Here is a 12,787-nt window from a genome sequence, read left to right as displayed (position 1 = left end):
AATCACCTCGGCGTCTGCCGGCCTGCTCGCTTTTCCGCGCGGGCGAGATCGGGCAGCAGATTGTGCGCGCGCCGGGCCAGTTTGCGTTCGTCAGCGTAGGCCAACCGTTCCACCAGGGTATCCACAGGAACCCACATGACTTGGGTGACCTCGGGGTCTTCGTCGTTCAGATCGCCATCGACGTAGCGCAGAAGGTGATGGTGCACGGTCTTGTGAATTCGCGTGCCATCGGAGACAAACCAGTAGTCAATCACACCGAGCTCTTCGATGACCTCGCCGCGAATGCCCGTTTCTTCCCACACCTCACGTTCGGCGGTGGAATCGAAAGCTTCGCCGGGTTCGACATGGCCCTTAGGCATCGACCACAGCAGGCGCCCGCGACGATCGTGCCGACCAATGAGCGCGACATAAATCCGTGACAGGTTGACCTTGCCGCCATCTCCGACCGCCTCGGCAAGCCCCGAGACGACCAGTCCGCCCGCCGAAGTCTCAATCGAGGTCTGCATCGGCGCTGCATTTTGCGCGCGCGACGAGTGCGCGCGGCGATTGTTCGTGCGCTTCGTCTGTGCGTGACGACGGCGATTGTTCCTATCCTGACCGTTCTTACGGCCACCGCGGTTGTTCGACTGCTTCGAGGGTCGTGCCGACTTCGGTGATTTGGAATTTTTCTTGGCGCCACCGGAGTTTGGCTTGGCCTTTTGGGGGCCATTGGCACCGGAGCCACTACGTTTTGCAGAATTTCCGCTGGTAGTAGCGTTGCTAGTGTTGGTGGACGAGGAAACGCCACCTCTTCTGCGCGGTCGCCGACGACGTCGACGGCTCTTCGCCACCGAGTTGTCATTGCGTACCACGTTGTTCATTCCACTTAGACTACCGGGTTTATAGGTATAAGCGGGTATTGTGTCGGTCGTGACACAATCGACTCCTTCAACGACAAATGGTGACCAGCCCGGGGGGACTACACCTCACGGTGCTACTCCGGCGACTGCTGACGCAGACCCACAGGTGCGCAGGACGGCAATGCTGGCAGTGGCGGATCAGGCGATCGCCAAGGAGTCTGAGATCCTCGATTCGCTGGCAGCTGCGTTTAGTGCAGCTGGCCATCGCCTGTACCTCGTGGGCGGTTCTGTGCGCGATGCTCTCTTAGGGCGACTGGGCGTGGATCTCGATTTCACCACCGACGCGCGCCCGGAGGTGACACGCGCAATCCTTGATGACTGGGCGGACATTGTCTGGGATACCGGCATTGAATTCGGCACACTCTCCGCGGAACGGCATGGCCGTCAGGTGGAGATCACCACCTTCCGCGCGGATACGTATGACCAGGTCAGCCGGAATCCGGAGGTCACTTTCGGTGACACGTTGGAGGGCGATCTAATCCGCCGTGACTTCCGCTGTAACGCCATCGCCGTGGAGCTCCACGGTGACGGCACCCGCACCTTCCTCGACCCGCTCGGAGGTTTCGAGGATCTTGTCGCGGGTGTGTTGGATACCCCGGGTGCGCCGGAGGTCAGTTTTGGCGACGACCCCCTGCGGATGCTGCGTGCCTGCCGCTTCGCATCCCAGTTGGGGTTCGATGTGGCACCGCGTGTGCTCAAGGCGTTGAAGGAAATGTCCAGCGAAATTGACCGCATCACGGTCGAGCGCATCTCCACCGAGCTTAACAAGCTCATCCTGGGTGCGGACCCAAGCCGAGGTATCGACCTGATGGTGGAATCGGGGTTGGCCGACCGCGTGCTGCCGGAGATTTCCGACATGCGCATGACGCAGGATGAACATCGCCAGCACAAGGATGTCTACCAACACTCTCTGCAGGTCATGCGGCAAGCTATTGACCAGGAAGAACCCGGTGAACCGGACCTCGTACTGCGCTGGGCGGCACTGCTGCACGACTGCGGCAAACCCGCTACCCGTGCCTACAACGAGCAGGGAAACGTCACCTTTTACCAGCACGAAGTGGTTGGTGCGAAGCTGGTGCGGCGCCGCCTTCGGAAACTGAAGTTCCCGAAGAAGACCAACCACGAAATCTCGCAGTTGGTCTACCTGCACATGCGCTTCCACGGCTACGGCGAAGGCAAGTGGACGGACTCGGCGGTGCGACGTTATGTCAACGATGCCGGAGATTTGTTGGAACGACTCAACAAAATCGTGCGGGCCGACTGTACGACAAGAAACCGTCGTAAAGCAGCACGCCTCGCACGAGCCTGCGACAGCCTGGAAGCGCGAATCAAGGAGCTCGCCGAGCAGGAGGACCTCGCACGCGTCCGCCCCGACCTGGATGGCAACGAAATCATGGAAATTCTGGACCTGAAGCCCGGCAAAGAAGTCGGACAGGCCTGGAATTACCTGAAAGAGCTGCGATTGGAGTCCGGTCCGCTGGAGCGTGAAGATGCTATCTTGGCGCTGAAGAAATGGTGGTACGAGCAGTCCGGTGAGCAGGCTGAAAGCGAAAGTGAGAGCTAATGGCATCGATTAATCCGGAAAATCTCTACGGCGACCGGCTTTTTACCAGCCTTGAGCGCAACGACCCGGCTGCCGGGATGCTGCTGCTCGCAGCACCCGGCATGCTCTCGCCGGAGTTTTCCCGCTCGGTGATTTTCCTTATTGAGCACGATGAACACGGCACCCTTGGTGTCGATCTCACGCAGCGTTCGCAGACGCCGGTGCACAATGTGCTCGAGCCTTGGGCGCCGCTGATGGCCAAGCCGCCGGTGCTCTACGTCGGGGGTCCGGTCAACCAGACACAGCCAATCTGCATTGGTGTGGTGCGAAATGGTGCCACCCTCCCAGAGGAGACCGACAGTATTACCGGTGCCCCGCTGATGGAACGCATCGCTCACAGGTTTGCGCTGGTCAACCTCGGTGCGGAGCCGGAGGGCGTACGCGACCGCATAGATGGCGCACGCATCTTCGCCGGTTACGCAGGCTGGGATCCGGGGCAGCTGGAAGACGAGCTCGAGCGCGGTGACTGGTACGTCGCCCCTGCCCTGCCCTCAGATGTACTCGCGCCTGCTGCCGCGGACATCTGGGGTGATTGCATGCGCCGTCAGCCCTGGCCGCTGCCACTGTATGGCACCTATCCCGTAGATGTACGTGACAACTAGATGAGTGAGCACATCAATACCGAAGGAAACAGGGCTGAAGGAAGTAGCGCCACAGGAAACAGCGACCGCACCGACATAGCTGCCGGCATCCGGCAGACACTGCCCGTGGGCATGGGACTCATTCCGCTAGGGCTCGCATTCGGCCTGCTCATCGCACAAACTGGCTTTAGCTGGTGGTGGGCCCCCATCTTCTCCTTCGTGGTCTACGCCGGGTCGATGGAATTCCTCGCTGTCGGCCTGGTTATGGCGCATACGGGTCTGCTCGGCTGTGCCGTGACGTCCTTTATGGTCAACTTCCGCCACGTCTTCTACGGACTGACGTTCCCACGCGACCGGATACAGTCTCGTCTCGGCCGCGCATATTCCACATACGCGCTTACCGACGAGTCGTATGCCATCGTCTCTGCAGCAAATCCGACCGAAAAGATGTCGGGCCACCGACTGCTGACGATTCAGATTCTCTGCCAGTTATTGTGGGTGGGCTCCGGCATTGTCGGGGCGCTAACCGGCGCAGCACTGCCCGAGGGTATCCGCGGTGCCGAGTTCGCACTGGTGGCGCTCTTTACGGTGCTGGCCATGGACGCGTTTGAGACTTCTAAGGACTGGTCACTGCCCCTGTCCGCTATCGTCTGCACGCTGGTGGGCTGGCTGATTAACCCGAACCAGATGCTGGTTATCGGACTGCTGATGTACTTCGGCCTGCTGCTGTTGCGCGTGTGGTCACCGCGGGTGGATCGGGTGATGCGCATGACGTCGGCAAGCAATCAGCGTACGACGGAGGGAGAGCGAGCATGACCGCGATGCCCGATTCCGGCTATGTGCTTGCCGCGCTCTTTGCGATGGGTACGGTGACTCTTGCGCTGCGTGCGCTGCCGTTTGCATTCGTGCGCACTCTGAAGGGGTCTCCCCTGTTCGAGTTCCTCGGCACGACCATGCCGGTTGGAGTCATGGTGGCGTTGGTTGCCTACACCGTCTTCGGGCGGCTAGGACTCAGCGGTGAGAGTGGCGACCCCGGCGCTGCCTGGGCCGTGCCCGTAGCGCTGGCCGTCACCGTTGGCCTGCACTGGTGGCGGCGCAACACCGTGATTTCGATTTTTGTAGGCACGGCGCTGTATATGGTCCTCGTGAACCTTGTCGCGTGAGGTGCGCTGTGTGTGGGACGGTGCCAGCGGACCAGTGGCTAGCGGCAGTGGCTAGAACTGTGCCGGTACCTGACCAGTGAAGTCCGGTAGTCCCGGAATCTGGGGCAGCTGCGGGGATTCCGGCAGATTCAGTAGTTCGCCGAGATTTGGGCTCTCGGGCAGGTTCGGGACGCCTGGGATGTCCGGCAGCGATGGAGTGCCCAGCGTGCCGTCGAAGGCATTCTGAACATCGCTGGTGTGAGTTTCCTTCGTGCCGTAGGTGTTAGCAGCGACGCTGAAGTCAGGTCCAATGGATGCCGAGGCGTGAACGCTCTGGCGGTCATCGGACCAACCCCACTTTGTGCCAATAACACCCGGCAGCGTGGCGGTGCCGTAATCCTGACGGTAGTCATCCGCTGCCACAGGTGACGCGGTGCTCATAGCAACCAGAACCGGGTCAGAAGTGTTCTCACGCTTCTTGGCCTCCAGGAACTTCACAGTGTCCGCGCTGGACGTAGTTGAATTTCCCCAGTGACCTGCATCGTGGGTGTTGCTGAGGCCGTATTCACGCGCAGTGGCGTTGATGGAATCCGGGTAACGGCCATAGAGCTCACTGGCGATATTGTCATCGGAGTAGCGAATCATCTCTGTGGCCTTCGCCTTGTCCGCTTCTGTGCCATGTTTGAAGACGTAGTCCGCAATGTAGAGCTTGACAATCGAAAGCCCCGGACGAGCTTCATTCTCGTTCGCCGTACCGTAGTGCGTGCCACTTGGGGTGTGGGTAAAGCTGATCTGGGTTCGCCCCGGAGCATCAATAGTGCCCTGCGGAGTCAGTTTTGGCTGCGGAGCCGCAGCGACGTTTCCAGCTGCCAGCGGAAGGCTGGTGACAGCGATGACACCGGTAAGACCCATGCGAATCGCGCGGGAAGGCCGTGGAGTAAGACGATGACGAGCGTTCATAACAAAAAACCAATCTACACGCGCAGGTGACCGACGCGCTGCCAAGCTGGATCGTAAGCGGTATCGATGACATGCTCTCCCTCGGTCCACGTCTCCGCAACAGCTTGCAGACCCGCCTCCGCATCAGATGCCGGGTCAATAAAGAAGTGCATCAGAGCCATGCCATCGGATTGCTCAGTTGCAACAAAAATACCCTTGTCCTCAGCGATGGCTTCAGCGGCAGCGGTATTGAACTCGGAGAGGGATTCCTTCGATTCGTCCGTCGGCAAGCCCTTGTCGTCAATATTGCCGAGCATGAGCTGAATCAGCACATGCTGCGTCATAGTCGGGCTCACCAGCTGCGTAATCGGAGCGCGGGTGGCGACGACGAGCGGCTGGCCGTTGGCTTCGGCATCAATGGTGAGCCACTCGGGGCACTCTTCCGCGAGCTTCTCGACGACACCGCCCAGCTCCGGTAGCGGGATCGCACCTTCCGGCTCCTCGCCGGCGAAGGCAAAACCGCGTAGCCATAGGCCGAAGTCCTCCTCCCCCAGAGCCAGCTGCAGCAGCGTGAAACCGAGCTGAGCTACCAAGCGCTCACCGTCCTCCAACTGAGCAATTGCCGGGAACAGCGGGTGGAATAGGCGAACGTCCACTGCCCCATGACCACTGCTAACAGCCACGCGGGCGTCTGCCGGATCGACCTCGGCCGGAGCATCGGCCTCGAGAGCACCCTGTGCAACCAATGTGGCCGCGACATCCCCCAGCGACAGCTTCATCGCCGGATCCGCCTGACGGAGGTCGGTGAAAGACCACACCGCGCCGTCGTCAGGCGCGGCCTCCAGCCAACGGCGAGCGACCGGACGCAGCTCAGGGTCACCCGCAGCGCTAACAGTCAGAAGGTGGCGAGAATACGGAGCGCCAGCCTCAAACCCCCAGATGAGCCGGTCATTAATAGCGGCGATGCGGCCGCCGACCTCCTTCTGGACATCAATAATGTCCACATCGGCGGCGTTCGGAGCACCATCGATACCGAGCTGGACACTAAACATCGAGTCGAGCGCATCGGCGCCAAAAGAGTTCCACCACGACCAGAACTCGTTGATTGCGGTCTCTTCTGCGGCGCGCTGTTCCGGGGAGAACGGAGCCGGATTCTCGTTAGCCATGCTGAATCTCACACTTTCGTTTGCTCGTTTAAAACCGAACCATATGTTGTGCGCCCCAGTATATGTGCCAAGCCGGATTCGCTCCTCGGGTCCATGCGCTAGACCGCGTTAAGCGGGTTGTGGCTCCGGCTCAGCTTCTGCTTCCTTGCCCCAGCGAGCGGCGTAGACCGCACAGATCATCAGCTGAATCTGGTGGAAAATCATCAGCGGCAAAATGTAGAGGCTGGCATCGGCACCGAAGATAACGGCAGCCATGGGCAGACCGGTGGCCAGGGACTTCTTCGAACCGCAGAACTGAATCGCAATGCGGTCCTTGCGGTCGAAGCCCATCTTATTTGCGATGAATCCGGACAACCGCAAAACGAATTCCACCAGCACGACCGAAAGCACACACAGGATGACAATGTCCCCTGCCGGCACCTTCGACCAGATGCCCTGCACCATGCCCTGGGAGAAGGCTGCGTAAACGACCATTGCGATGGATAGGCGGTCAACGTTCTTAGTCGTCTTCGCGGCGGCAAACTTCAGGGTCCAACGGCGAGTGAGCTGGCCGATTGCGAATGGCAGCAGCAACTGCAGCGAAATATCCAAGAACACCGACGAATCCACATGAACGCCGCCACCGGTGGCCATCAACAGCATCACCAGCACCGGTGTGACCACAATGCCCAGCAGGTTAGATGCCGAGGCACTGACGATTGCGCCGGCGACATTGCCCTTGGCGATGGAGGTGAAGTTCACACTCGACTGCACCGTCGACGGTGCCAGCGTCATGTACAAAATGCCCAGGTAGAGGCCAGGAGAAAGAATCCAATCCAGGGGTTTCATCAGCAGGCCGAGGATTGGGAACAGCACGAATGTGAAAGCCAGAATGGTTATGTGCAGCCGCCAATGCTTAACACCGGCCAACGCATCCTGCGGGCTCAGGCGCGCGCCATAGAGGAAGAACAAGAAGCCAATGGCGATCTTTGTGGCCCAGCTGAAAACCTCAGCGGTAGTGCCGCTTGCAGGAAAAATAATCGCCAGTATCGCTGCAGCAACGATACCGACGATGAGGGGATCTGGACGCCAATTCACAATTCGTTGCCACATGGACAAATAGCTTAGTGGGCAACCAGAGGTTGTCTTACTGTTTTGCAGAAGCTTTTCTCTGCAATAATTTTTTACTTCTTCTGCTCAGCTGCCTTGCGCAGCGCATCCTTGTCCACAGGCTTGAAAGTGGCATTCGCGGATGAGCCCTTGTCCGTGCACAGTCCTTCCAGACCACAGGAGCTGCAGCCACCGGAGACACCGCAGTCTGCTGCCGGGTTGTCGGAGCAGCAGGCATCATCAGCCGCAGTGTCGGTGGCATCAGTGGCGGCGGAGCCACAGCCACAGCCGCTGTCACCGTCGCCGCACCCACAACCGGAGCCGGACTCGGCGGAGACCTTGGCGTCGTAAAGCGCGATGGTGTGCGAGCCGATAGCCGCACCAATGCCGAGCATGGCGATACCGGCGAGCAGAGCGACGGCGTACCACAGCCACATCCAACCAGAGGCCTCCGGGCGGATGGCGAGGAAGCCGAGCATGGCGGCACCGAGGAAAGCGACAGCGGACACAGCCCACGGCGGGCCGGCAACGCGGTGCGTAATATCCCAGTTTTCCTGGGACTTTCGAGCCTCAGGCGCACGAATTCCGATCCAGTTATTACCCGGTAGCTTCGCCGACCATGCCAAACCAGCGACAACGGCTATGCAAACAGCCAGAACCAGGGTAATTACAGGGATGACAATCATGCTTCCAATTTATATAGGTGGTTGAGCACGTGCCAAACGCACCTATTAGACTGTGAGACCATGACCAACAGCGAAAAGTCCTCGTCCTCGGCAGAAGCCACCGACTACCGCTACTCCCCCGAGCTGGCGACTCAGCTAGAGGGAAAGTGGCAGGCGTATTGGAAAGATAACGGCACCTTCTACGCCCCCAACCCGGTGGGCGATTTGGCAGCTGCCGACGGATCGACTCCGCCGAAGGACAAGCTTTTCGTCCAGGACATGTTCCCGTACCCGTCCGGTGTCGGTCTGCACGTAGGCCACCCGCTGGGATACATCGCCACCGACGTCTTCGCGCGCTTCCACCGCATGCAGGGCGCAAACGTGCTGCACACCCTGGGCTACGACGCCTTCGGCTTGCCGGCGGAGCAGTTCGCAATCCAGACCGGTACGCACCCGCGCGTGACGACGGAAACGAATATCGCCAACATGGAGCGACAGCTGGGCCGCCTGGGACTTGGCCATGACCGCCGCCGTGTTTTCGCGACCACTGACCAGGACTACTACAAGTGGACGCAGTGGATTTTCCTGCAGATTTACAATGCCTGGTTCGATGAGGATCAGAAGAAGGCCCGTCGCATCGATGAGCTGATTCCACTCTTGGAGTCGGGCGAGATGGCTACCAAGGACGGTCGCGTCTACGCTGAGCTCAGCGAGACCGAGCAGCGCGAAGCAGTCGACGAATTCCGTCTGGTTTACCAGTCGAATTCGATGGTCAACTGGTGTCCGGGCCTCGGCACTGTGCTGTCCAACGAAGAAGTGACCGCCGAGGGCCGTTCGGAGCGCGGTAACTTCCCGGTGTTCCGCAAGCGGCTGGGCCAGTGGATGATGCGCATCACCGCTTACGCTGATCGCCTAGTCGACGACCTGGAGCTGCTGGACTGGCCGGACAAGGTCAAGTCCATGCAGCGCAACTGGATTGGCCGCTCCCGCGGTGCCGAGGTCGACTTCACAGCCGAGGTCGGCCCGAAGGTCTCCACCAAGATCAGGGTCTTCACCACTCGCCCGGACACTCTCTTCGGAGCCTCCTACATGGTGCTCGCTCCTGAGCACGAGCTGGTGGATCAGCTGGTCGAAGCCGGCAGCGGTACCTACGAGGGCATGGATGAGCGCTGGACCTTCGGCAAGGAAACCCCAGCCGAGGCCGTCGCCGCTTACCGCGCCGCAATTGCCTCCAAGTCCGACCTGGAACGCCAGGAGAACAAGGAAAAGACCGGTGTCTTCCTGGGCGCTTACGCCACCAACCCGGTGAGCGGTGAGCAGGTGCCGGTGTTCATTTCCGACTATGTCTTGATTGGCTACGGCACCGGTGCCATCATGGCTGTCCCGGCCCACGATGAGCGCGACTACGAGTTCGCCACTGCCTTCGGTCTGCCAATCCGCGAGGTCGTCGCAGGTGGTGACATTGCAAAGGAGGCGTACGTCGGTAACGGTACGTGCGTGAACTCCGCCAATGATTCCGGCCTGGACATCAATGGCCTGGACAAGGACACCGCCATCGCCACCGTCATTGAGTGGTTGGAGAAGGAAGGTGCTGGTCACGAGAAGGTCCAGTACAAGCTGCGCGACTGGCTGTTCGCCCGCCAGCGCTACTGGGGCGAGCCCTTCCCCATCGTCTACGACGAGGACGGTCACGCCCACGCGCTGCCCGAGTCCATGCTTCCGGTCGAGCTGCCAGAGGTCGAGGACTACAAGCCGGTCACCTTCGACCCGGACGACGCCGACACCGAGCCAAAGGCTCCACTGGACAAGGCCACTGACTGGGTCAATGTCGAGCTCGATCTCGGCGATGGCAAGAAGAAGTACCGCCGTGACACCAATGTCATGCCGAACTGGGCAGGTTCCTCCTGGTACCAGCTGCGCTACATCGACCCGAACAACGCTGAGGAGTTCGTTGACCTGGAAAACGAGCGCTACTGGACCGGCCCTCGCCCGGAGACTCACGGTAAGGACGACCCAGGCGGCGTCGACCTCTACGTCGGTGGCGTCGAGCACGCAGTGCTGCACCTGCTCTACTCCCGCTTCTGGCACAAGGTCCTCTTCGACCTCGGCTACGTGACCTCCAAGGAGCCGTACCGCCGTCTGTTCAACCAGGGCTACATCCAGGCCTACGCCTACACCGATGCCCGTGGTGTCTACCAGCCGGCGGATCAGGTTGTTGAGCGCGATGGTAAGTTCCTCATCCCGGGCGGCGCCGAAGACGGCTCTGACCTGGAAGTTTTCCAGGAGTACGGCAAGATGGGCAAGTCCCTGAAGAACGCCGTCTCCCCCGACGAGGTCTGCGACAACTACGGCGCTGACACCCTGCGCGTCTACGAGATGGCCATGGGTCCGCTGGACACCTCCCGCCCGTGGGCGACGAAGGATCTAGTCGGCTCGCAGCGCTTCCTCCAGCGCGCTTGGCGCCTGGTGGTCAATGAGGACTCCGGTGAGCTCGCCGTCACGGACGCAGCGCTTTCCGACGACGACCTCAAGGCCCTCAACCGCACCGTGGAAGGGGTTACCTCCGATTACGCAGAGCTGCGTGACAACACGGCCGTCGCAAAGCTCATTGAGTACGTCAACTACCTGACTAAGACCTACGGTTCGGCCGGTGCACCGCGCGCCGCCGTGGAGCCGCTGGCCCTCATGCTTGGCCCTGTGGCGCCGCATATTGCGGAGGAACTGTGGAGCCGTCTCGGCCACACCGAGTCCCTGGCACACGGCCCCTGGCCGGCAGTTGACGAGAAGTGGCTGGTCGACGACACCGTTGAGCTGCCAGTTCAGATTAACGGCAAGGTTCGCGCTCGCATTGACGTGGCTACCGATGCTTCCCGCGAGGACATCGAGGCCGCCGCGCGTGCCGACGAAAAGGTTGTCGCAGCTGTGGAAAACGCCGGTGGCAATATCGTGAAGGTCATTGTCGTTTCGGGCAAGATGGTCAACCTGGTTGTGAAGAAGTAACCAGGGAGGCTAATGCGTACAAGAAAGTGTCTGGGTTTATGACAGTTTGAGGCCTAAAATCGACTCAAATTTGTCATAAACCCAGACACTTTCTCGCTTGAGACTTTCTCGCAAAAGCCTCAAGGGGTGGCTCCGAAGCTGGCCGCCTCTTACCCCTACTTAACGCCCAGAATCAGGACACCGAATGTGGAGAGCATCCACATCAAAGTGAAGGGCATGAGCACCCAGCACATAGCGAGCCACGCGCGCCAGTTGCGGAAGTTCTTCCACTCCACGTAGGTCTGCCAAAAGCCCAAAAGGCAGCCGACCAGGGAGATTACGCCCGGGACAACGGGGAAAAGGATCTCCCAAGTGCGGGAGCAGAGGAAGCTGGACTTACCCGCATCACAGGTGGGGCCACCGACAATGGCGCCGGCGATGCCAATAATGAGGCCCGCGAGCAGCGTCGTAAGAATCACACCCGCGGTGTAGATGTAGGCGCGCTTGCCGGAATACATCTTGCGCTCAAGCTCGTCGAAGATTTCATCCTCATTGCGCTCTGGTGTACTGCGTTCCGATGAATTATCCACCTTCTGCTCCCCTCGCCTCTAAATGCCGTCTGATGTGCCTGCCATACTAGGCCGGAGTAATCAGCATTGGCACTGGGCTGTGGCGAACGATGTGGTTAGTCGACGAGCCGATGAAAATTCGCCCGAATGGGCCAAGAGTAGACGAACCCAAAACGAGCAAGTCTCCCTTTTTCCACTTGATGGACTGAATGGCCTCTTCCCAACCGTTGCCGGAGGCTACTTCCGCATCAATGGAAAGGTCTGGGTAACGGGTATGCGCGCGGTCGATACCGCGGTCGAGCAGGCCCATAGCCTGCTCGCGCCACTCAATCATCAGGTCAGAGGAGGGGCCGTAGCCGTTCTCCGTCGGGTACATGGTCGCACCACGCGGCGTAAATGAGACCAAACGCAGGGGAACTTCCCAGCGATATGCCAGGTCAGCAGCCTTATTCAATGCGTGGTGCGACTGTGGGGTGTCAATGTAGCAAATGCTGACACGGGTCACACCGTGCTTAGAAAGCTTCGCGCCGGGGATCGCCAATCCCAGCGGGATTGGCGAGTAATGCAGCAGCGCATCCGAGGTTGATCCCGCAGTAAAGCGACTGCGGTTCTTGGCGGTCCAGTCCTTGGTATTGCTTCGGCGGGTGCCAAGCAAAACCACATCGGCTTCGAATTCTTCGGCTTCGTTGCAGATAGTTGTGGATTCGCTGGAGGATTCGATGATCCGTACGGCATCGTCGTCAAGCATGCCCTTGCGCAGGCCAGCGAGCTTTAGCTCATCCTTGATGATTTTTTCAAGAGACTCGGTTTCGTGGGAAACCCAGGAGTCATTGGTGCTCAACCGAGCCAGTGAGGTCAGCGGCCAGCCACGCGACAGTGCGCTGACAACGCGAATCTGCACCTTCGTGGTGCGAGCTAACCAAGCGGCGTAAGCAAGCGTTTCGGTGCCGTACTCGCCTGGACGCCACGCAATCATGATACGAAGCGGGCGGGAAGCCATCGCTAATCCTCCTGTGATTACTCAGAAATATCCAAGTGGTGCTTCTGGGTAATAGCCTACGTGGATAGGCGGGCATATTTAAAACGGCACCGAGGAAGTGTAAAAGCTATGTATCCTGCCTGTGGGCTTAAAGGTGGCAGGGCTAGCTGGAAAAG

Annotated in this window: 12 protein-coding genes; 5 read left to right on the top strand and 7 right to left on the bottom strand. The window is 60.0% G+C overall.

What is annotated here, in order from left to right:
• Positions 1–2: 2 nt before the first annotated feature.
• On the bottom strand, positions 3–860 hold the full coding sequence (locus ADB08_RS00990) for an NUDIX domain-containing protein (RefSeq protein ID WP_193394147.1): 858 nt from the start codon (positions 858–860) through the stop codon (positions 3–5).
• A 160-nt stretch (positions 861–1,020) separates the two neighbouring features.
• On the opposite strand from ADB08_RS00990, the gene ADB08_RS00985 reads away from it, so the two are divergent.
• From ADB08_RS00985 to ADB08_RS00970, 4 genes are all read left to right on the top strand, one after another.
• A complete protein-coding gene (locus tag ADB08_RS00985; protein ID WP_016421726.1) occupies positions 1,021–2,463 on the top strand; it encodes a CCA tRNA nucleotidyltransferase in 1,443 nt (480 codons plus the stop codon).
• Positions 2,463–3,104: a YqgE/AlgH family protein gene (locus ADB08_RS00980; RefSeq protein ID WP_016421725.1), complete on the top strand. Its 642-nt coding sequence runs from the start codon at positions 2,463–2,465 to the stop codon at positions 3,102–3,104. Before ADB08_RS00985 ends, ADB08_RS00980 begins: the two co-directional genes overlap by 1 nt.
• Before the next feature lie 111 nt (positions 3,105–3,215).
• Entirely contained in the window at positions 3,216–3,899 is a 684-nt protein-coding gene (locus ADB08_RS00975) for an AzlC family ABC transporter permease (RefSeq protein ID WP_049170132.1), read from the top strand.
• Complete coding sequence (locus ADB08_RS00970; protein WP_049170093.1) at positions 3,896–4,246, top strand: branched-chain amino acid transporter permease; 351 nt, start codon at positions 3,896–3,898, stop codon at positions 4,244–4,246. Before ADB08_RS00975 ends, ADB08_RS00970 begins: the two co-directional genes overlap by 4 nt.
• Before the next feature lie 51 nt (positions 4,247–4,297).
• Here ADB08_RS00970 and ADB08_RS00965 read toward each other — a convergent pair whose 3' ends face one another.
• The 4 genes from ADB08_RS00965 to ADB08_RS00950 all read right to left on the bottom strand — a co-directional run bounded on the left by ADB08_RS00965 (position 4,298) and on the right by ADB08_RS00950 (position 8,105).
• Positions 4,298–5,185 (bottom strand): hypothetical protein, encoded by an 888-nt coding sequence (locus tag ADB08_RS00965; RefSeq protein ID WP_049170092.1) that lies wholly within the window; start codon positions 5,183–5,185, stop codon positions 4,298–4,300.
• 14 nt (positions 5,186–5,199) lie between these two features.
• On the bottom strand, positions 5,200–6,330 hold the full coding sequence (locus tag ADB08_RS00960) for a DUF695 domain-containing protein (RefSeq protein ID WP_049170090.1): 1,131 nt from the start codon (positions 6,328–6,330) through the stop codon (positions 5,200–5,202).
• A 108-nt stretch (positions 6,331–6,438) separates the two neighbouring features.
• Positions 6,439–7,422, bottom strand: coding sequence for a bile acid:sodium symporter family protein (locus ADB08_RS00955; protein ID WP_049170088.1), 984 nt, complete (start codon positions 7,420–7,422; stop codon positions 6,439–6,441).
• Positions 7,423–7,493: 71 nt separating this feature from the next.
• Positions 7,494–8,105, bottom strand: a complete 612-nt coding sequence (locus ADB08_RS00950) for an SdpI family protein (protein ID WP_049170086.1) — start codon at positions 8,103–8,105, stop codon at positions 7,494–7,496.
• Positions 8,106–8,165: 60 nt separating this feature from the next.
• Between ADB08_RS00950 and leuS the strand changes: the two genes are divergently transcribed.
• Positions 8,166–11,084, top strand: a complete 2,919-nt coding sequence (gene leuS / locus ADB08_RS00945; protein ID WP_049170085.1) for a leucine--tRNA ligase — start codon at positions 8,166–8,168, stop codon at positions 11,082–11,084.
• A 155-nt stretch (positions 11,085–11,239) separates the two neighbouring features.
• On the opposite strand, the gene ADB08_RS00940 is transcribed toward leuS, so the two are convergent.
• Both ADB08_RS00940 and ADB08_RS00935 read right to left on the bottom strand, forming a co-directional pair.
• The gene (locus ADB08_RS00940) at positions 11,240–11,653 is read right to left on the bottom strand and encodes a hypothetical protein (RefSeq protein ID WP_049170083.1); all 414 of its coding nucleotides are present in this window, start codon (positions 11,651–11,653) and stop codon (positions 11,240–11,242) included.
• A gap of 46 nt (positions 11,654–11,699) precedes the next feature.
• Complete coding sequence (locus ADB08_RS00935) at positions 11,700–12,632, bottom strand: universal stress protein (RefSeq protein WP_049170081.1); 933 nt, start codon at positions 12,630–12,632, stop codon at positions 11,700–11,702.
• Positions 12,633–12,787: the final 155 nt, after the last annotated feature.

Source organism: Corynebacterium sp. 239_CJEI (assembly GCF_001055995.1).
GTDB lineage: Bacteria > Actinomycetota > Actinomycetes > Mycobacteriales > Mycobacteriaceae > Corynebacterium > Corynebacterium jeikeium_D.
This window is presented reverse-complemented; position numbering and strand designations above follow the sequence as displayed.